This window comes from Pseudorhizobium sp. NPDC055634 (genome assembly GCF_053618655.1).
On the sequence record NZ_JBSHHW010000003.1, the window covers coordinates 45,687 to 64,100 of the forward strand.

The window sequence follows — 18,414 nt, forward strand, 5'->3', positions numbered from 1 at the left end:
GGCGAGCCGGCAGGATTGAGGCGTGATCACACGGATCGACAAGCTCGGGGTCGGGATTGCGCTCCTCGTCGCCCTCGGCACCGTTTCGCCGTTTGCAACGGCTCGTGCGAACCGGATCGTGCAGGGCGAGCCTTTCGGCCTGTTTGCCGCCTTGCCCGCATGGGCCGCGGCAGGCATTCTGGGCATGGCAGTCGTCGCGGCGCTGGTGGGTTCGCTGGTCAGGCGATCGGCGCTGCGTCTGCTCGTCGCCATGGTGGCGATCGCCGCGATCTTCCTCGGCGTCGGGCTGGCCGGCGCATTCCTGACGCCGGAGGGAAACAGCTATGCACGGGTCTCGCCGGCCTCCGGGTTCTGGATCCTGTTTTTCGCCTTCGCTCTCCTGGCCGTGGACGCCATTGCGCGCTCGAGGCCCGGGCCGGCCGTGAGGCTTCTCTACCTCGCCGGGGCGGCGGCCATGCTCGGCTTCGTTCTCCTGTCGGGCACCTGGAGCGATCTTTCCATCATGAAGGAATACGCCGCCCGGGCCGACGTCTTCTGGACCGAACTGTCGAGGCATCTCTTGCTGGCCCTGGGGTCGCTTGCGGCGGCGGCCGCGGTCGGCCTGCCGATGGGGATCATCTGCGAGAGGATTCCGGGGATCAGGTCCGCGGTCCTCAGCACGCTGAACCTCATCCAGACCATTCCCTCCATCGCGCTTTTCGGCATTCTGATCGGACCGCTGGCCTGGATCGCGGCAAACATACCGGGGGCATGGGAGATCGGCATTCGCGGCATCGGCGTCGCGCCCGCATTCGTCGCCCTGTTCCTCTATTCGCTCCTTCCGGTTGTCGCCAACACTGTGGCCGGGCTTGACGGCGTTCCCAGGGCGACCCGGGAGGCCGCGAAGGGCCTCGGAATGACTTCCGGCCAGCGGCTCCTGCGGGTCGAGCTTCCGCTTGCCATGCCGGTGATCCTGACCGCCATCCGGATCGTGCTCGTCCAGAATATCGGACTTGCGACCGTCGCGGCGCTGATCGGCGGAGGGGGGCTCGGAACCTTCGTCTTCCAGGGGCTGGGGCAGACGGCGACGGATCTCGTTCTTCTCGGCGCCCTGCCGACGGTGGCGCTCGCCTTCGCGTCGGCGGTCGTCTTCGATGCCCTGAGCGAGATGAGCGCGTCGCGAACACGGGGAGGGGAGATCCGATGATCGAGGTGGAAGCCGTCACCAAGCTCTATGACGGAAGACCGGTGGTCGACGACGTCTCCATGATGGTGGAGCCGCATACGATATCCGTGATCGTCGGCACTTCCGGGTCCGGAAAGACCACGCTCCTGCGCATGATCAACCGGCTGGTGGAGCGCGACGCGGGCGCGATCAGGATCGATGGCGAGGACAACCGCTCCATCCCTGGCTACGAACTTCGGCGTCGTATCGGCTATGCCATCCAGGGACACGGGCTCTTTCCCCACCGGACGGTGCTGGAGAACATCGCGACGGTGCCCCGGCTGCAGGGCTGGGACGCGTCGCGGATCAATGCGAAAGCCCGGGAACTGCTGTCGCTTTTCCAGCTCGATCCCGACCTCTTCGGGCCGCGCTACCCGCACCAGCTTTCCGGCGGCGAGCAGCAGCGCGTCGGCGTTGCGCGGGCCCTTGCCGCCGAGCCCAACATACTGCTCATGGACGAACCCTTCGGGGCGCTCGATCCGATCATCCGGGCCAAGGCGCAGGAGGATTTGCTGACCATCCAGCAGCATTTCGCAACCACCATCATCCTGGTAACGCACGACATGGAAGAGGCCTTCCGTCTCGCCAACAGGATAGCGGTCATGGATGGCGGCCGCCTTCTCCAGTACGGACGCCCGGAAGAACTCGTACGGGATCCGGCAACGCCGTTCGTCGAGGCCCTGATCGGCACGGCCGAGCGTCCCTATCGGCTGCTCGCATTGCGGACGCTTGAGGATGCGATCGAGCCGGGCGAGGCGGCAGGGCCCGCCATGCACATGCGGACGAGCCAGAAGGATGCGCTGGCGGAACTGATATGGTCCGGCCGCGATGCGCTGCCGGTCGTGTCCGACGATGGCCGACCAGCGGGCCGCGTCACGCGGGAGACGCTCCTGAAGCACGTGGGCGACACGGCATGAAGCGCTGGCTTCCGCACGTCCTGCGGCTCATCCTGCTCGCTCTGCTTATTGCGTTTCTCGTGTGGCCGCAGGGTTTCGAACCGATCTTCAGGCCGCTGGCGCAGCGGAACGCCCCCGCCATCTACAATCAGGGCAGCCTTCTCGCGCTGACGATGCAGCATCTCGCCACGGTCGCGGTTGCGATCTTCGCGGCAGCGGTCGTCGCCATCGCCCTGGCGATCCTGGTCAGCAGGCCCTTCGGGCGGAAATTCCTTCCGCTCTCGCGAAGCCTGGTGAACATCGGCCAGACCTTTCCGCCGGTCGCCGTCCTCGCTCTCGCGGTGCCGGTCTTCGGCTTCGGAGAGAAGCCCACGCTGATCGCGCTTTTCCTCTACGGACTGCTGCCGATCTTCGAAAACACGCTGACCGGCCTGACGACCCTGCCGCAGCCGGTGATGGAAGCAGCGCGCGGAACGGGAATGACCGAGGGGCAGCGTCTCTTTCGGATTGAACTGCCGCTTGCCATGCCCGTCATTCTTTCCGGAATTCGCCTCTCCGCCGTGATCGGCCTGGCGACCGCCACGCTCGGATCCACCGTGGCCGCCAGAACGTTGGGGGAGGTGATCATCGCCGGGCTTCAATCCAACAACCTGGCCTTCGTCGTGCAGGGCGGATTGATCGTCGGGTTGCTGGCGGTGCTGATATATGACGCGTTGTCCGCCCTGGAACACCGCTTGTCAGTCCGGATCTAGAGATGCGGACTGGTCGTGACCTCGTTATGGAAGAAAGGTAGCGATCATGCCTATCGAACGCGTCAGCTTCTACGTGCTGCTGGTGCTGGTCACCATTGCATTTGTCGCGGTCATGCTGCCGTTCTACTCCGCCATCTTCTGGGCGGTGGTCCTGGCGATCGTCTTCTTTCCGCTCCACCACCGGCTGGAACAGCGGCTGGGCAGCCACCGCAACGTCGCCGCATTTCTGACCGTCGTCATCTGCGTCTGCCTCGTCATCATCCCCGGCCTGGTGATCCTGAGCTCGCTGGTCCGGGAGGGAACCAACCTCTACCAGCAGATCGACAGCGGACAGATCGATATCAGGCGCTTCCTGCAGCAATTGCAGGACGCCCTGCCGGCCTTCGTGCAGGACCGGATCAGGACCTTCGAGCTGACCGGTTTCGACGAGTTGCGGGAAAGGGTCGCCTCCGTATTCATGGCGGGTGGCCGCTTCTTCGCGGGCCAGGCGCTGAGTATCGGCGAGAATACGCTGCAGTTCTTCATCGTCGCCGGCGTGATGCTCTACCTGCTGTTCTTCCTGTTCCGCGATGGCCGATGGATGGCTGGCGTGCTGAGGCAGTCGTCACCGCTCAGTGACACGCATACGCAGCGCTTTGCGACGAAGTTCACCGCCGTGGTTCGGGCAACCGTGCGCGGCAATGTGATCATCGCGCTCATCCAGGGCCTCATCGGAGGGGTGACGTTCTGGGCCGTCGGCATCTCGGCCGCGCTCCTGTGGGGCGTGCTGATGGCCTTCCTCTCGCTTCTGCCGGCGGTCGGCGCCGCCGTCGTCTGGGTCCCGACCGCCATCTATCTCGCTCTCACGGGCTCTTGGCTGAAGGCGGTCATCGTTGTCGGCGTCGGCGTGCTGGTCATCGGCCTCGTCGACAACCTGCTGCGTCCGCCGCTGGTCGGCAAGGAAACCCGGCTTCCCGACTACATGGTGTTGCTCTCGACCATCGGCGGCCTGTCGCTCCTGGGGATCAACGGCTTTATCATCGGTCCCCTCGTTGCCGCCCTGTTCGTCTCCGCCTGGAGCATCTTCACCGAGGAGAAGAGTGTGCGGGAGAGCTGACCTTGGTCAGTTCTGCTTGACCCCCAGCCATTCGTTGAGTTCGGCTTCGGCGCGCTCAAGCGCGCTGTAGTTGATGAGCTTGCGCATGAGCGCTACGGCGACGGCACGGCTTCTCAGATTGTAGCGGCCCTCTTCCCCGTCCTCGCCGACGCGCTGGTAGACGTTGAGCTTCTCGTAGAGCTGCTGCAATCGGTTCTGCACGCTTCTGAGAGACAGACCGTGTCGGCGGGCGATCATGCGGTCCGTCAATCCGAGCGCGATGTCGATCAGGATCTCGTATTCGACATCGGTGAAGCCGTTCACATGGCCGAGGCTCTTCTGCTGCATGCCGCGCACTTCACGGTCGATGACGCATTGCGCCTCCATGAAGATGCTGCGGAGTGCGAGCTTGAGCCTGTCATCGGATGCCGACTTCAGGACATAGCCGTAGGCCGCCCCTTCCGGCACGATCCGCGACACGCCCCGCACATAGGCTTCGTCGGCATAGTTGGACCAGAACAGGATGCGCGTGTCCGGTCGCTCCTTCCAGATGGTGCGGGCAGCCTCGATGCCGTTGCGTTCCGACATCTGCAGGTCCATGACGATGTGGGCCGAGCGATACTGCCGCGCGAGGCCTTCTCCGATCCTGCCGTTTTCCGCCTCGATCACCAGTCCGCATTCGGGCAGCGCGGCACGCACCGCATCGTGCAGATACGAACGGTGAAGCGGATCGTCTTCGACGATGAGAACTTCCATTACGTCATTCCTGTTGACGGCTGCCTCGGGCGTCCGTGGGCAAGCCACAATTTCACCTGCGTACCAGAGCGATCGGGCCTTGCCCCTATCTCGAAGCGGGCTCCTATGAGGCGCGCCCTCGTACGCATGTTGTCGATGCCGTGCCCGGCCTGTTCCTGAGGGCGGCCGATGCCGACACCGTCGTCGGTCACGATCACACACAGGCCATTGCCGAGCTTCTGTAGGGTCACGACGATCTCGGACGGCTGGCCGTGACGAACGGCATTGTTGATCGCTTCCTGGACGATCCGGAACATCGCGGTGGCAACGGTCTGGTCGAGGGCATCCAGGGCGGTGCCGCTGTCGTCGACGACCTCGCAGCGCACCTGTCCGCCGGTTTCCCGCACCGAGCGCTCCAGGTGATTTTCGATGGCCTCCGCCACCCCGAAAAGTTGCAGGACCGATGGCTTGGCCTCTTCGATGATCTGGCGCAGGTCGTGCATGCAGTGTTGAAGGCTGCGGAAGACGGGTTCCAGCGTCTCGCCGGGAACGTCAGGCAGGTGCGTCAGGCGCTCCAGGCGCCGGGCCAGCCGCGTCAGGTCCGCGAGGGTCTGGTCGTGAAGATCCATGCCGATCCTCTGGCGTTCGGCTTCCAGCGCTTCGGTGAGCTTGAGGGCCCCAAGCCGCAACCCTTCTTCACGGGCGCGCGCCTCCGTCTCGACGACCGCCGAGCGCTTCGCCTGGTCCGCCGCCCGCAGGGCAAAGAAATAGGGCGCCAGGAGGTCGGCTATCGAGCGCGCGTTCTCGACGTCCTCCATCGTGTAGTGGTCCGGCCTGTGGCTCGAACAGCTGAGCGCGCCGATAATGTCTCCCTGGACGCGCAGGGGAACATGCAGGCGGCTTCGCAGCGAAAGCGCGATGATCGGGCTGGAGAAGGCCCCGTCGAAATGGAAGCGCGGATCGCCGCAGGCGTCGCCGGAGAGCAGATGGTCGACTTCGCCCGACAGGAGGCTGCGGATCGGGCTTCCGCTCAGCAGGGCAGGGGGGTGCTGGCTCCACGCCGTCTCGAGGCCGCTTTCGTAGGCGATGTGATACTTCCCGTCGATCATCTTGATGCAGACGTCGAGATGATCGTGGGGAATGATGTGTCCTATCTCGACCGCCACCGCCTGAATGATCGCGTTGAAGTCGAGCTGTCCCGCCAGAAGCCGGGAAATGCCCAGATAATGATCGAACAGCGCGCTTCTCGTCGGGTTCAGCATCGGCGACGTCCTCCCCCGTCGAAATGGTGGCGCCCAGGGCGCATTTCATTAAGCGCCGCCCCGCGACGCTTGTCCTGCGGGTTCCCGCAGATTTTACGCGATCCTCCGCATCGAGCTTGCTCGGATATGCCTTTGCAAGATCGAGCTTCTCCTCCATTCTCTCCATACTGACGCCTGGGCGCCAGTACAAATACAGTCGACAGGCCGTTGAGGAGCGGCCTGACAGGCCCGCGGGGCACAGGGAGGAAATCATGACCATCAAGAAGATGCTTCTGGCATCGATCGCGCTCGCGTTCGTAGCCGCACCGGTCTCCGCTTCGGCCGAGACGGCAGACAAGAAGATCGCACTCTCCAACAACTACGCCGGCAACTCGTGGCGCCAGGCGATGTTGACGAGCTGGGACAAGATCACCAGGGACGCGGTCGGCCAAGGGACCGTCGCCGCAGCGGACGCATTCACGACCGCCGAGAACCAGGCGACGGAGCAGGCCGCGCAGATCCAGAACCTCATTCTCCAGGGCTATGACGCGATCGTCCTGAACGCGGCGTCTCCGACGGCCCTGAACGGCGCCGTCAAGGAAGCCTGCGACGCGGGCATCGTCGTCGTTTCCTTCGACGGCATCGTCACCGAGCCTTGCGCCTGGCGGATCGCTGTCGATTTCAAGGCCATGGGCGAAAGCCAGCTCGACTATCTCGCCAAGAAGATGCCGCAGGGCGGAAACCTTCTCGAGATCCGCGGTCTTGCCGGCGTCTCGGTCGATGACGAGATCCATGCGGGCATCCAGGCGGGTGTCGAGAAGAACCCGCAATTCAAGATCGCCGGCTCGGTCAACGGCGACTGGGCGCAGGACGTGGCGCAGCGTGCCGTTGCCGGCATCCTGCCGAGCCTGCCGGAGATTGCTGCCGTCGTGACCCAGGGTGGTGACGGCTACGGCGCGGCGCAGGCCTTTGCCGCGGCCAACCGCCCGATCCCCACGATCGTCATGGGCAACCGCGAGGACGAACTGCGCTGGTGGAAGGAGCAGAAGGACGCGAACGGCTACGAGACCATGTCCGTGTCGATCGCGCCGGGTGTTTCGACGCTCGCATTCTGGGTCGCACAGCAGATCCTCGACGGGAAGGACGTCAAGAAGGACCTCGTCGTGCCCTTCCTTAGGATCGACCAGGACAATCTCGAGGCAAATCTCGAGAAGACCGAGAAGGGCGGCGTCGCCAACGTCGAGTACTCGCTGGAAGATGCGCAGAAGGTGATCGGCGCAGGCATGTAGGAGCAGGGCTCCACCTTCCGCACCGGATGCGGGCGATCAAGCCGCATCCGGTGCCTTTTTCGCGAACCGCTGGGGCAGAACAGCATCTCCATGGATAAGGCAGTGTTCAATCAAGAGGTCGTGGCGGCGCGAGGCGTCAAGGTGGCCTTCGGTGCCGTGAAGGCGCTGGACGGCGCCGACCTGGTGATCCGCAGCGGGGAATGCGTCGGGCTGGTCGGCCATAACGGCGCCGGCAAGTCCACCATCGTCAACGTGATCAACGGTGCGCTTTCCCCGCAGGAGGGGAGCGTCGCCTATGCCGGCGAGGCCGGGCTCCACGGCATTGCCCGCGCCCGGGCGAATGGCGTGCGTTGCGTATTCCAGGAGCTCTCGCTCTGCCCGAACCTCACGATCGCCGAGAACGCCCGCATCATGCACGGCGACCTCCGCGGTGCCGGCTGGCGAAGGCGCGGCCTCGATCTGGTCAGCCGCCAGCTTGGGGAAATCTTCCCGGGCCACGGGATCGATTGCGGCAGCGTGGTCGAGGATCTCGGCATTGCCGAACGGCAGATGGTCGAGATCGCGATCAACTTCGCAGCCGTCTCGGCGCCCCCGAAGCTCGTCATCCTGGACGAGCCTACCTCTTCGCTGGATGCAGGGCTTGCCGGCCAACTCATGGCCTACGTTCGCCGCTTCGTCCGTTCCGGGGGCTCCGTTCTCCTGATCTCCCACATCCTGGGAGAGATCCTTTCCACCTCCGACCGCATCGTCGTGATGAAGGACGGCAAGGTGGTGGCCGACAGGGCCGCGGATGAATTCGATACGCGCCGGCTTGTCGAGACGATGGGAAGCGTGGTGCGGGAGCGCGCCGGGAAGCATATTTCCGTTCGCGAGCGGTCAGTGCCGGTCCTCTCCGTTCCGGCTTCTCTCGGTTCCGACATGCGGCTCGAGGCCTTCGAGGGTGAGATCATCGGTCTCGCGGGGCTTGGCGGACACGGCCAGACCCAGGCGCTTCTCGATCTCTATCTCTCCGCAAACAGCAACTGGCTTCCAATGCGCGAGCCGAAGATGGCATTCGTCGCCGGGGACCGCGGGCTGAACGGCACGTTCCCGCTCTGGAGCATACTGAAGAACCTCAGCATTTCCTCGCTGAAGGCCCTTTCCTCGCGCAACGTGATCGACACGCGGGAGGAAGATCGGGTCAGCGAGAGTTGGAAGAAGCGGATCGAGATACGCACGCCGAATATGGAAAATCCCATTCTTTCCCTTTCGGGCGGAAACCAGCAGAAGGTTCTCTTCGCCCGTGCTCTCGCCACGTCGGCGAGGGTGGTCCTCATGGACGACCCCATGCGCGGCGTGGATATCGGCACCAAGCAGGAGGTCTACGACATCCTGCGCGCGGAGGCCGGGAGCGGCCGCACCTTCATCTGGTATTCGACCGAGATGGACGAAATCTGCCTCTGCGACCGGGTCTACGTGTTCCGCGACGGCCAGATCGCGGCCCATCTCGGCGGCGAGGATGTCAGCGAGGCGAATGTGCTGGCTGCCTCCTTCTCCGGAGGTGAAGCGGCATGAAGCTCTCCTCCGGAGCCATAAGGACCATCCTGCCGGCGGCCTCGCTGGCCGTTCTTCTCGCGGCAGTCTTCTACATGCAGCCGAGGGCAATGACCTACACGGGACTGAACCTCTTGTTCAACCTCGCCGTGCCGATCGCGCTTGCGACCGTGGCGCAGATGCTCGTCATGGCGGTCAACGATCTAGACCTGTCCATGGGCGCGTTCGTCAGCTTCTGCGCCTGCGTCGCCGCCACCTTCCTGCAGGCCTCGCCGGCGATCGGAATACTGATCCTGGCAGGCGCCATTGCCGTCTACGCCGCGCTCGGGGTGATCATCCACATCCGGCAACTGCCCTCGATCGTCGTGACGCTCGGAATGAGCTTCGTCTGGGCGGGCCTTGCCGTGCTCATTCTGCCGTCCCCGGGAGGAACCGCGCCGGAATGGGCCCGGGCGCTGATGACGGCGAAGCCGCATTTCATGCCGATGGCGATCCTCGCCAGTCTCGTCATTGCCGTCCTCACCCATCTTCTCGTCATGCGCTCCACATTCGGCGTGCTCATCCGGGGCGTCGGGGGCAACATGCGGTCGGTCGAAAGGGCCGGGTGGTCGGTGATCGGCATCCGCGCGGGCGCCTATGCGCTCGCCGGCCTCTTTGCAGTGCTCGCGGGGATCGCGCTGGTGGGGCTGACCACGTCGGCGGATGCCAACATCGCGCTTCGATACACGCTGCTGTCGATCGCCGGGGTCATCCTCGGCGGCGGCGAGTTCGTCGGAGGGCGCGTGTCGCCGGTCGGGGCGGTGATAGGGGCTCTGACCCTGACTCTTGCCGGATCCTTCCTCTCCTTCATGCGCATCTCTCCCGACTGGCAGATCGGCGCACAAGGCGCGATCCTGATCATCGTGCTTGCGATGCGGCTTGCGTTGAACCGGATGGAAAAGCGGGAGAAGGTGCAGTGACCACGTTGAGCAGCCTTTCCGGCAAGCCGTGGATCTGGTCGTTTGCGGCGACGATCATTGTCTGGGCGGTCACCGTCCTCTTCACCGGGGGCTCGAGTTCCCTCGGGCTGACGCAGGCGGCACTGACCTTCGCGGCGTTCTCGATCGTCGTCGGCATCGGCCAGATGTTCGTGATCACGCTTGGCCCGGGCAATATCGATCTTTCCGTTCCCGCCACCATGACCCTTTCCGGAACCATCGCCCTCAAGATCATGGAGGTGCAGGACGGCATGATCCTGATCGGCCTGATCGTGGCGATCGGGCTCGGCATCTGCGTCGGGGTCGGCAACTTCGTCCTCATCAAGCTCCTGCGCATTCCGCCGATCATCGCCACCCTCTCGATGAGCTTCATCGTGCAGTCCTGCGCCATCTGGACAAATCGCGGGCTGCGCATCAAGCCTCCGCAGGCGTTGTCGGATTTCACCACCTCATACACGTTCGGCGTCCCGAACGTCGCCATCGTTGCCGGGGCGCTCTCGGTCGCCGCCTGGTTCCTGCTCGAGCGGACCATCTACGGCCGCTGGATTTCCGCCATCGGGCAGAGCCCGTTCGCAGCCAGGATGGCCGGCATTCCCGTTGATGGAACGCGCTTCGTCACCTATGTTCTCTGCGCCGTCCTTGCGTCGTTATGTGGCTATCTGCTCGCAAGCTTTTCGGGCGGGGCAGCCCTCAATATGGGCGCGGAATATCTGCTGATGTCGATCGCCGTGGTGGTGATCGGCGGCACGGCGGTCGCCGGCGGCAATTCCAACGTCCCGGGGATATGGGGCGCATCCCTCTTCATGTTCCTCGTCGTCTCGATGCTCAATACCTATGGCTTCGGCGCCGGCGTCCGCCTCATCCTGACGGGCCTCATAATCATCGGCGTGATACTCGCCGCGGGCGGCAAGCAGGCCGCGCGGTAACCCCTAATCAAAGCAATGGACAACACGCATGGGAAAGCCAGCGGCGATCTACGAAATCCATGACGAGCGGTTCCGCCGGCTGACGGTCGGAAGTTCGGATCTGGAGCAGCTCTACGGGGGCTGCCGCTGGGCGGAAGGACCCGTCTGGTTCGCGGACATGCAATGCCTGATCTTCAGCGACATTCCCAACCAGCGGATGCTGCGATGGGTGGAGGGCGGCGGTGTGTCCGTCTTCCGGTCGCCGTCCAACTTCGTCAACGGCAATACCCGCGACCGCCAGGGCCGGCTCGTCTCCTGCGAGCATGGGGGACGCCGCGTGACCCGGACGGAATTCGACGGGTCTCTGAGCGTTCTCGCCGATCGTTTCCGCGACGGGCGGCTGAACTCTCCCAACGACGTTGTCGTGCGGTCGGACGACACGATATGGTTCACCGACCCCACCTACGGCATTCTTTCCGACTACGAAGGTTTCGAGGCGACGCCCGAGCAGCCGACCCGCAACGTCTACCGGCTGGATCCGAAGAGCGGCAACCTGACCGCCGTGGTGACCGATTTCGGCCAGCCGAACGGCCTCGCGTTTTCTCCGGACGAGACGGTACTCTACGTCGCGGACTCTTCCTCCAGCCACGACCCGAAGGCGCCCCGGCACATCAGGGCCTTCGATGTCGACGGGGAGGGGACGCTCTCCAACGGGCGCGTCCTCTGTGATATCGACAACGGCCTGCCGGACGGGCTGCGGGTGGACGTCCTCGGAAACGTCTGGACGAGCGCCGGCGACGGTGTCCACTGCTTCTCCCCTGAGGGCGACCTGCTGGGGAAGATCCTGGTGCCGGAAACCGTGGCCAACGTCGCCTTCGGCGGCCCCCGCCGCAACCGCCTCTTCATCACCGCCAGCAAGAGCCTCTACGCCGTCTATCTCGCGGTCAGGGGCATCTAGCCGGCCAGTCGCTACTGGTCTGTGCTGGGTGGGCTACGGCCCGATGCGCTCCCTGAGCGGTCGCGGTGGTCGAGGACAGTGCCCGGGTATGACCGGGTTAGTCAGCGGCGAATTTTCCGCGAAGGGCTGACACTCCCGATATGCTATACTAGACCGATGGGCCAGTATGGATTGGTGCGTATTGGATGTCGCCCATGCCGTTCAGATCGCCCGCCATGTCGACGGGCACGACAGGTCCGGGACCAAGAAGTGGTCGCTGCCGAACACGACTTCGAACTGACCGATAACGGCGTTGTCGAACGGCTTCGGACGATACCGCGCTGCGCGAACGCACGCTCAAGTGAATGGAAACGTCGCAGGCCCGTCATGGGTGAGCTCGGCACTCGAGGCGCACCGCAGCTGATGGCCGTGATCGACGACACGCCGATTGATCTCAACGGCGAGATTCTCTGTCACGGTCACGAACGCCTATTCGGAGTAATCGAAGACCTGACTGCCCCGCGTAAACCAACCACCGAAGGATCAAATCATGAAAATCGCACTTATCGGCGCTTCTGGTCAGGTCGGCTCACGTATCCTGGCTGAGCTTTCGAGCCGTGGTCATTCCGTAACCGCCATCGCGCGCGACCCGACCAAGATTGCTTCCCTTCCGGGCGTGACTGCGGTCGCCGGCGATATCGAGGCTACCGATGATCTTGCGCAGACCCTCAAAGGTCACGACGCCGTCATCAGTTCGGTTCACTTCTCGGCAAGCGATCCGGACAAGCTTCTCTCAGCCGTCAAAGCCTCAGGCGTGCGTCGCTATTATGTTGTCGGAGGTGCCGGTAGTCTCGAGGTGGCACCGGGCAAGCTTCTTGTGGACACTCCAGAATTTCCGGCCATCTACAAGACCGAGGCGCAGGGCGGCGTGGACTTCCTCAACAAGCTTAAGGGTGAAGCCGGCTTGGAATGGACTTTCCTGTCGCCATCGGCGGCATTCGTGTCGGGTGAGCGCACCGGCACCTTCCGACTGGGCCAGGACCAACTGCTGACCAACGAAAACGGTAGCAGCATATCGTTCGAAGACTACGCCATCGCGCTTGCCGACGAAATCGAGACGCCGACGCACGTTCGCCAGCGCTTTACCGTGGGCTACTGATCAGCTGGAAAGCGTCATGCTTGTCGATGCCGCGGCCACGCCGCATCAGTAAGTATTGCGTTTTTCAGAAGCTTGCTCGCGACATCTGAATGACCGATTTGGCGATTGAGTTGACGCTTGATATCGCATGGTGGAGGGCAATCGGCGGGATGGCGGAAGAGGTGGGATTCGAACCCACGGTACGGTTTCCCGCACGCCGGTTTTCAAGACCGGTTCCTTAAACCACTCGGACACTCTTCCTGGCCCGGCACCGGCCGAGGTGGTTGCAACGGCTTTAGCGGCTGGCTCCGATAGCGTCAACATGCGACGTCTGCGATCGCCGACGCGGGCTGACACCGGTGCGGTCGGCCTTTCTGCGGCCTCTATCGCGGCTCGATCCACAGGTTGAGGTAGGTGGGGTCGAATTCGGCCAGCTGGCGCAGTCGGTCCCAGTCGAGCAGGGTGATCGTCTGGTTGATCCAGGAGATGAGTTTCTCGCGCCGCATGGCCTGGATCACCCGGTTCATGTGGACGAGGGAGAGCCCCATGACGTCGGCCATTTCCGACTGGCTGAGCGGCAGGTGGAAGCTTTGCCCGTCGACCCGGCCCGTCACCTGCAGCCGCACATAGAGTTCGCAGATGATATGCGCGAGATGGGAGGATTTCGAACGACGCCCCATCGCGACGATCCACGATCGATGGATCGCTCCGTGTATCAGCGTGTCGAGCCACATCAGTCGCGCGAGGTGAGGGGAATTCTCCGTGATGGCCTTGAGGTCTCCATGCTCGGCAAGGAGCACGCGGCATGGCGAAAGCGCGACGATCCCGTGGTCCATCGTCTTCATCAGGAAGGCGTGGAGATCGACGAAGTCGCCGGCCACGTGGAGGGCGGTGATCTGCCGCGTTCCGCCCTCGGTTATCTTGTAGCGGGCGGCAAAGCCCTCGGCGAGAAGCGTGCTGACGCTCGGCCTCGAACCCTCGGCGACGATATCTTCGCCCTTCGCGAAGCTGCGCTCCTTTGAAAGCGTCTCGCGGAGCAGCGTCCGTTCGGCACCCGAGAGGACATCCCTGTGTTCGAGATTCTGGAGGAGGGCTTCGATCATCTGTCTCTGTCTTGGCGGCGAGTCGGTAAACCGGGTTCAAACCTAAAGGCTAGAACACAATTGTGTGGAACAAAGTTGCCCAGGAAAGTTTTCGGGGAAAATATGCTGGATGAGATCGTACATGCCCCGATACTTTTTCGACCTCTCGAATGGGGACGGCCTGACCCGAGATGAAATGGGAATGACACTTCCCACGGACCGGGACCGGCTGCTGAAGGAGGTGAGCCGCATCCTGACCGACGTCGCGCGCGAGGAGCTTCCGGAAGGCCCCAATGGCGGCATAAGCGTCTCGGTCAGGGACGAGGACGGCGAGACCATCCTCGTCGGCTCGCTGGACTTCCAGACCGAATGGCGGACCTGACTGCGCGTTAACCTTAAGCTAACCATGTTTGCGCAAATGCACCCCCGTCCACAGAAATCGCTCGCATTTTCGCCACTTTGAAAACATTGGTTGCCACCGTTGTTCTGTCGGGCGCGGCCTTCACCGGGCGCGGCCGATAACCTGGGTGCAGGGGCACCCCGATGACGGCAGGGGCTTAGAGACTTGAAATCTGACGGCGGCAGGCTTTCTCATCCGGCAAAGTGGCTCGGAGTGGCACTCGTGTGTTTCGGCGTGGCATCGTGTTCGTCCACGGAAACGAAGGGTCCGAAGCCGCGGAGCAAGGAATATTTCTCCGAGAAGGAATATGGCGTGAAGGCCAGCCCCCGTGTCGTGTCGGAAGGCAAGGCCGTTCCCAAGGGGGGAGGGCGCTTCATGATCGGCAAGCCCTACGAGGTCAAGGGCAGGACCTATGTCCCATCGGAAGACCCCGCCTATAACAAGACCGGCCTCGCCTCCTGGTACGGTTCGGCGTTCCACGGACGGCTGACGGCCAATGGAGAAGTCTACGACAAGGAGCACCTGTCGGCGGCCCATCCGACATTTCCGCTGCCGAGCTATGCGCGGGTGACCAATACCGAGACCGGCGCATCGGTCATCGTCCGCGTCAACGACCGCGGCCCCTTCCATCCCGGCCGCATCATCGACGTTTCGGCAAAGACGGCCGAGCTCCTCGACATGAAGCGGGCCGGTACCGCAAAGGTGAATGTCCAGTATGTCGGGCGCGCGCGGATGGACGGGCACGACATGCCCTTCCTGATGGCGTCCTATATCGGCAAGGGCGATCGACTGCCGTCCGTTCATCCGGAAGGCCAGATCGCAAGCGGCGTGATGGTCGCCTCGAACGCCCCGTTCGGGCAGGAACTGCAGAGCTTCGGCGGCGCCGTCCCGACCCCGGTCGCGTTCGACGGAACAACGCCCAGCGGCCCACGGGCGCCGACCTCGCCGACCTCGCAGGCGTTCGGCGCCGTCGTCTCCGATGATACTTTCGCCGCCCTGCCGGAAATGGGGCCGGTGCCCGCGGAGCGTCCGGGCTATGGCATCGTCGGTATCTCGACCGGCCCGACTTCGGCCTATGTCGTCGAGCCGGTGAGCGAGATGGAACTCGTCTTCGATGCGGTGATGGTGCGCAATGACGGCCTCACGGAAGCCTCCATCCTTTCCCACGCCGCCCGGCACGGCAAAAAAGCCCGCCGGTAACGCCGCTCGAGATTGCCCAGCCCGTGCCATATTGATACGCGTATGCCGACCATACGCGGAGCAGTCATGAGATTTCCGGCACTATTCCTGCTAGCCCTGCTGCTGGTGTCTTCGGCCGCGGGTTCGGCCCTTGGGCAGCAGCCGGATACCGGCTTCGTGACCAAGGCCCGCCAAGCCTATCTTGTCGAGGAGAAGACGGGAACCGTTCTCCTGGCCGTCAATGAAAACCAGGCCTTTCCGCCCGCTTCGCTCGCAAAGCTGATGACCATGGAGGTCGTCTTCAGCGCGCTGAAGCGTGGGGAGATAGCGGAGACGACCCGCTTTCCGGTGACCGAGTACGCCTGGCGAAACGGCGGGGCGCCGTCCGGCACGACCACCATGTTTGCGGCGCTGAAGTCCGACGTCGCCGTGGCGGACCTCATCCGGGGCGTCGTCGTCCAGAACGCCAATGACGGCTGCATCGTGCTCGCCGAAGGGATCAGCGGCACCGAGGCGGAGTTCGCGGCCCGCATGACGGCGCGCGCCAGGGACCTGGGGCTCGGTCGCTCGACATTCGGCAATTCCACCGGGCTTCCCGAGGCGCAGAGCTTCACGACGGCCCGCGATCTCGTGGAACTGGCGCGTCATATCCGTCGCGAATACCCGGACCAGTATAAGCTCTATGCCCAGCCGGACTTCGAGTGGAACGGGATCTTCCAGCGCAACAAGAACCCCCTGCTTGCGCTCAATATCGGGGTCGATGGGCTGGGAGCCGGCTATTCCAAGGAGTCCGGCTATGCGCTCGTGGCATCCGTAGAACGCGATGGCACGAGGCTCTTTCTCGCCATCGGCGGGCTTTCGAGTGAAAAGGAGCGCCTGGAGGAGGCGCGCCGGGTGCTCGAATGGGGGCTCTCCTCGTTCGAGACGAAACTGCTGTTTTCGCCTGGCGAGGTGGTGGGGCAGGCGAGCGTCTATGGCGGCGATACCCGCTACCTTGACCTTGTCGCCCGCGAACCCGTGGACATCTACGTGCCGACCGAGAACCCGCCGAGACTGACCGGGAGGATCGTCTACCAGTGGCCGGTCCGCGCCCCGGTGGCGGAAGGACAGGCGGTCGGCGTGCTGAGGATTTCTGCCGAGGACCGGCCGCTTCGCGAGGTCGAGCTTGTGGCGGCACATCCGGTCGCGACCGGGACGCTTGTTTCCAAGGCGACCGACGCGCTGCTGGAGCTCATGTTCTTCTGGCTCTAGGGCCGGAGAGGTTTTATCTTAGCAACAGATGCGATAGGCATGTGGAATGGCCGGGGCGTGGTCGTGGACGCCGTTCCGGCAAGCGTGAAGAGTTTTAGCGGTTGGCAAAGAGACCAGGACTGTTTGTAACGTTCGAGGGCGGGGAAGGGGCTGGGAAGTCTACCCAGATCCGCCGGCTTGCCGACGCGCTCCGGGAGCAGGGACACGAGGTCCTGGTGACGCGTGAGCCGGGTGGTTCGCCGGGTGCAGAGGCCGTCCGCCACGTCCTGCTTTCGGGAGCCGCCGAGGAATTCGGCGTGCGGATGGAGGCGATCCTCTTCGCCGCGGCACGCAGCGACCATGTCGAGGAAGTCATTCGTCCCGCCCTCCAGAGCGGAGCCGTCGTCCTGTGTGACCGCTTCATGGATTCCTCGCGCGTCTACCAGGGCGTCACCGGGAACCTCGAAACCGAGTATCTCGAAGCCCTGCAGCGGATCGCGGTCAATGGCGTCAATCCCGATTGCACGGTCATCCTCGACCTTCCGGCCGAGAAGGGGCTTGCGCGGGCACGCGCAAGGGGAGGGGCGGCAGCGCCCGATCGTTTCGAACGGGAGGAGTTGCAGACGCATGAGAAGCGTCGCGAAGCCTTCCTGGAGATCGCTTCCGCCGATCCGCTCCGGTGCCACGTGGTCGATGCGGACCGCGCGGAGGATGCGATCGCAGCCGAAATCCTGTCGATCGTCGGGCCGCTTGCGGCCCGGGACGATGGCCTTGCGGCAACCGTGGAAAACGTCCGATGAGCGAGGACGCACATATCCTGGACGGCGCCGTCATGCCGGCGCGAAACCCGAACCTCTTCGGCCACCAGGCCGCGGAAGCCTTCCTGGCGCGCAGCTACCGGACGGGCAAGGCGCATCACGCCATCCTGATCGAGGGGCCGGAGGGGATCGGCAAGGCGACGCTTGCGTTCCGGTTCGCCGCGCATGTCCTCTCCCACCCCGACCCGGAAACGGCGCCGGAGCACCTCGCGCCGCCGGACCCGGATTCTGCGATCGGGCGCCAGATCGCTTCGGGCGCCTCGCACAATCTCCTGCACCTGACCCGGCCGGTCGACGAGAAATCGGGCAAGCCAAAGACCGCCATCACGATCGATGAAGTGCGCCGCGCCGGCCACTTCTTCTCGCAGACGTCCGGCACCGGCAACTGGCGGATCGTCATCATCGATCCGGCCGACGATCTCAACCGCAATGCTGCCAACGCCATCCTGAAGATACTGGAGGAACCGCCGAAGCGGGCGATGTTCCTCGTCCTGTCGCATGCGCCGGGCAAGCTCCTGCCGACGATCAGGTCGCGGTGCCTGCCGCTTCGCCTGTCACCGCTCGGTGAGGGAGATCTCCTGCGGGCGCTCGACGCGCTCGGCGTTTCGATCGACGGGCGCACCCGGGAAACAGTGCTTGCCATGTCGAAGGGGAGCGTCGCGCAGGTGCTCAAGCTCCTGAACTACGGCGGAGCCGAGATCGTCGGCGCGTTCAACCAGATGCTGGCGGAGCAGGGTCCCGCGGCGCGACGGGCGATGCACCGGTTGTCGGACGTGCTTTCGGCGAAGGATGCCGACGTGGCGCTGAACTTCTTCCTCGAGCATCTGGGTGACCATCTCGCCGGGCAGGCGCGCCAGGCGGCGTTGACGGGAGACCTCGCCACGGCGGCCCGCCTTGCCGAACTCGGCAGCGAGGTCGGCAACAGGATCGCCGTTTCGCAGGCCTATAATCTTGATCGGAAACAGACTCTCCTGTCGATCCTGGAAGCCGTGCACCGCTGACCGACGGCTGCTGCATTGCGAA

The 18,414-nt window shown here is 64.2% G+C and carries 18 protein-coding genes and 1 tRNA gene; 15 read left to right on the forward strand and 4 right to left on the reverse strand.

What is annotated here, in order from left to right; translation table 11 throughout:
- The first annotated feature begins 22 nt into the window (after window positions 1-22).
- The 4 genes from ACWGPT_RS05390 to ACWGPT_RS05405 are packed head-to-tail and all read left to right on the forward strand — an operon-like array spanning window position 23 to window position 3,948.
- The gene (locus tag ACWGPT_RS05390; protein WP_452604571.1) at window positions 23-1,186 is read left to right on the forward strand and encodes an ABC transporter permease; all 1,164 of its coding nucleotides are present in this window, start codon (window positions 23-25) and stop codon (window positions 1,184-1,186) included.
- Window positions 1,183-2,121 (forward strand): ABC transporter ATP-binding protein, encoded by a 939-nt coding sequence (locus ACWGPT_RS05395; RefSeq protein WP_452604572.1) that lies wholly within the window; start codon window positions 1,183-1,185, stop codon window positions 2,119-2,121. Before ACWGPT_RS05390 ends, ACWGPT_RS05395 begins: the two co-directional genes overlap by 4 nt.
- Window positions 2,118-2,852: an ABC transporter permease gene (locus ACWGPT_RS05400; protein WP_452604573.1), complete on the forward strand. Its 735-nt coding sequence runs from the start codon at window positions 2,118-2,120 to the stop codon at window positions 2,850-2,852. The genes ACWGPT_RS05395 and ACWGPT_RS05400 overlap by 4 nt, the downstream gene beginning before the upstream one ends.
- A gap of 46 nt (window positions 2,853-2,898) precedes the next feature.
- Window positions 2,899-3,948, forward strand: coding sequence for an AI-2E family transporter (locus ACWGPT_RS05405; protein WP_452604574.1), 1,050 nt, complete (start codon window positions 2,899-2,901; stop codon window positions 3,946-3,948).
- Window positions 3,949-3,954: 6 nt separating this feature from the next.
- Here ACWGPT_RS05405 and ACWGPT_RS05410 read toward each other — a convergent pair whose 3' ends face one another.
- Both ACWGPT_RS05410 and ACWGPT_RS05415 read right to left on the reverse strand, forming a co-directional pair.
- Window positions 3,955-4,683 carry a response regulator gene (locus ACWGPT_RS05410; protein ID WP_452604575.1) on the reverse strand — a complete coding sequence of 243 codons (729 nt, stop codon included), beginning with the start codon at window positions 4,681-4,683 and terminating at the stop codon, window positions 3,955-3,957.
- The gene (locus ACWGPT_RS05415) at window positions 4,683-5,924 is read right to left on the reverse strand and encodes a GAF domain-containing sensor histidine kinase (RefSeq protein ID WP_452604576.1); all 1,242 of its coding nucleotides are present in this window, start codon (window positions 5,922-5,924) and stop codon (window positions 4,683-4,685) included. Before ACWGPT_RS05415 ends, ACWGPT_RS05410 begins: the two co-directional genes overlap by 1 nt.
- Before the next feature lie 251 nt (window positions 5,925-6,175).
- Between ACWGPT_RS05415 and ACWGPT_RS05420 the strand changes: the two genes are divergently transcribed.
- The 6 genes from ACWGPT_RS05420 to ACWGPT_RS05445 all read left to right on the forward strand — a co-directional run bounded on the left by ACWGPT_RS05420 (window position 6,176) and on the right by ACWGPT_RS05445 (window position 12,703).
- The gene (locus ACWGPT_RS05420) at window positions 6,176-7,192 is read left to right on the forward strand and encodes a substrate-binding domain-containing protein (RefSeq protein WP_452604577.1); all 1,017 of its coding nucleotides are present in this window, start codon (window positions 6,176-6,178) and stop codon (window positions 7,190-7,192) included.
- A 90-nt stretch (window positions 7,193-7,282) separates the two neighbouring features.
- The gene (locus ACWGPT_RS05425) at window positions 7,283-8,746 is read left to right on the forward strand and encodes an ATP-binding cassette domain-containing protein (RefSeq protein ID WP_452604578.1); all 1,464 of its coding nucleotides are present in this window, start codon (window positions 7,283-7,285) and stop codon (window positions 8,744-8,746) included.
- A complete protein-coding gene (locus tag ACWGPT_RS05430) occupies window positions 8,743-9,684 on the forward strand; it encodes an ABC transporter permease (protein WP_452604579.1) in 942 nt (313 codons plus the stop codon). Before ACWGPT_RS05425 ends, ACWGPT_RS05430 begins: the two co-directional genes overlap by 4 nt.
- Complete coding sequence (locus tag ACWGPT_RS05435) at window positions 9,681-10,628, forward strand: ABC transporter permease (RefSeq protein ID WP_452604580.1); 948 nt, start codon at window positions 9,681-9,683, stop codon at window positions 10,626-10,628. The genes ACWGPT_RS05430 and ACWGPT_RS05435 overlap by 4 nt, the downstream gene beginning before the upstream one ends.
- 28 nt (window positions 10,629-10,656) lie before the next feature.
- Window positions 10,657-11,565 (forward strand): SMP-30/gluconolactonase/LRE family protein, encoded by a 909-nt coding sequence (locus tag ACWGPT_RS05440; protein WP_452604581.1) that lies wholly within the window; start codon window positions 10,657-10,659, stop codon window positions 11,563-11,565.
- A gap of 529 nt (window positions 11,566-12,094) precedes the next feature.
- A complete protein-coding gene (locus ACWGPT_RS05445; protein ID WP_452604582.1) occupies window positions 12,095-12,703 on the forward strand; it encodes an NAD(P)-dependent oxidoreductase in 609 nt (202 codons plus the stop codon).
- Window positions 12,704-12,853: 150 nt separating this feature from the next.
- On the opposite strand, the gene ACWGPT_RS05450 is transcribed toward ACWGPT_RS05445, so the two are convergent.
- A tRNA-Ser gene (locus ACWGPT_RS05450) sits at window positions 12,854-12,943 on the reverse strand.
- A 122-nt stretch (window positions 12,944-13,065) separates the two neighbouring features.
- On the reverse strand, window positions 13,066-13,785 hold the full coding sequence (locus tag ACWGPT_RS05455) for a Crp/Fnr family transcriptional regulator (protein ID WP_452604583.1): 720 nt from the start codon (window positions 13,783-13,785) through the stop codon (window positions 13,066-13,068).
- Window positions 13,786-13,906: 121 nt separating this feature from the next.
- Between ACWGPT_RS05455 and ACWGPT_RS05460 the strand changes: the two genes are divergently transcribed.
- The 5 genes from ACWGPT_RS05460 (at window position 13,907) to ACWGPT_RS05480 (ending at window position 18,392) form a co-directional block, all read left to right on the forward strand.
- A complete protein-coding gene (locus tag ACWGPT_RS05460) occupies window positions 13,907-14,146 on the forward strand; it encodes a DUF6894 family protein (protein WP_452604584.1) in 240 nt (79 codons plus the stop codon).
- A gap of 183 nt (window positions 14,147-14,329) precedes the next feature.
- Window positions 14,330-15,364 (forward strand): septal ring lytic transglycosylase RlpA family protein, encoded by a 1,035-nt coding sequence (locus ACWGPT_RS05465; protein ID WP_452604585.1) that lies wholly within the window; start codon window positions 14,330-14,332, stop codon window positions 15,362-15,364.
- Window positions 15,365-15,430: 66 nt separating this feature from the next.
- Window positions 15,431-16,594 (forward strand): D-alanyl-D-alanine carboxypeptidase family protein, encoded by a 1,164-nt coding sequence (locus ACWGPT_RS05470; RefSeq protein ID WP_452604586.1) that lies wholly within the window; start codon window positions 15,431-15,433, stop codon window positions 16,592-16,594.
- A 101-nt stretch (window positions 16,595-16,695) separates the two neighbouring features.
- On the forward strand, window positions 16,696-17,373 hold the full coding sequence (gene tmk / locus ACWGPT_RS05475; protein WP_452604587.1) for a dTMP kinase: 678 nt from the start codon (window positions 16,696-16,698) through the stop codon (window positions 17,371-17,373).
- The gene (locus ACWGPT_RS05480) at window positions 17,370-18,392 is read left to right on the forward strand and encodes a DNA polymerase III subunit delta' (protein WP_452604588.1); all 1,023 of its coding nucleotides are present in this window, start codon (window positions 17,370-17,372) and stop codon (window positions 18,390-18,392) included. Before tmk ends, ACWGPT_RS05480 begins: the two co-directional genes overlap by 4 nt.
- The last annotated feature ends 22 nt before the right edge of the window (window positions 18,393-18,414 follow it).

Excerpts from the sequence above, each read along its gene's own strand:
- ACWGPT_RS05410 (WP_452604575.1), bottom strand. The coding sequence starts at position 4,683 with ATGGAAGTTCTCATCGTCGAAGACGATCCGCTTCACCGTTCGTATCTG.
- ACWGPT_RS05480 (WP_452604588.1), top strand. The coding sequence starts at position 17,370 with ATGAGCGAGGACGCACATATCCTGGACGGCGCCGTCATGCCGGCGCGA.
- ACWGPT_RS05430 (WP_452604579.1), top strand. The coding sequence starts at position 8,743 with ATGAAGCTCTCCTCCGGAGCCATAAGGACCATCCTGCCGGCGGCCTCG.
- ACWGPT_RS05470 (WP_452604586.1), top strand. The coding sequence starts at position 15,431 with ATGAGATTTCCGGCACTATTCCTGCTAGCCCTGCTGCTGGTGTCTTCG.
- ACWGPT_RS05415 (WP_452604576.1), bottom strand. The coding sequence starts at position 5,924 with ATGCTGAACCCGACGAGAAGCGCGCTGTTCGATCATTATCTGGGCATT.
- ACWGPT_RS05420 (WP_452604577.1), top strand. The coding sequence starts at position 6,176 with ATGACCATCAAGAAGATGCTTCTGGCATCGATCGCGCTCGCGTTCGTA.
- ACWGPT_RS05395 (WP_452604572.1), top strand. The coding sequence starts at position 1,183 with ATGATCGAGGTGGAAGCCGTCACCAAGCTCTATGACGGAAGACCGGTG.
- ACWGPT_RS05405 (WP_452604574.1), top strand. The coding sequence starts at position 2,899 with ATGCCTATCGAACGCGTCAGCTTCTACGTGCTGCTGGTGCTGGTCACC.
- ACWGPT_RS05455 (WP_452604583.1), bottom strand. The coding sequence starts at position 13,785 with ATGATCGAAGCCCTCCTCCAGAATCTCGAACACAGGGATGTCCTCTCG.
- ACWGPT_RS05460 (WP_452604584.1), top strand. The coding sequence starts at position 13,907 with ATGCCCCGATACTTTTTCGACCTCTCGAATGGGGACGGCCTGACCCGA.
- ACWGPT_RS05400 (WP_452604573.1), top strand. The coding sequence starts at position 2,118 with ATGAAGCGCTGGCTTCCGCACGTCCTGCGGCTCATCCTGCTCGCTCTG.
- ACWGPT_RS05445 (WP_452604582.1), top strand. The coding sequence starts at position 12,095 with ATGAAAATCGCACTTATCGGCGCTTCTGGTCAGGTCGGCTCACGTATC.
- ACWGPT_RS05425 (WP_452604578.1), top strand. The coding sequence starts at position 7,283 with ATGGATAAGGCAGTGTTCAATCAAGAGGTCGTGGCGGCGCGAGGCGTC.
- ACWGPT_RS05440 (WP_452604581.1), top strand. The coding sequence starts at position 10,657 with ATGGGAAAGCCAGCGGCGATCTACGAAATCCATGACGAGCGGTTCCGC.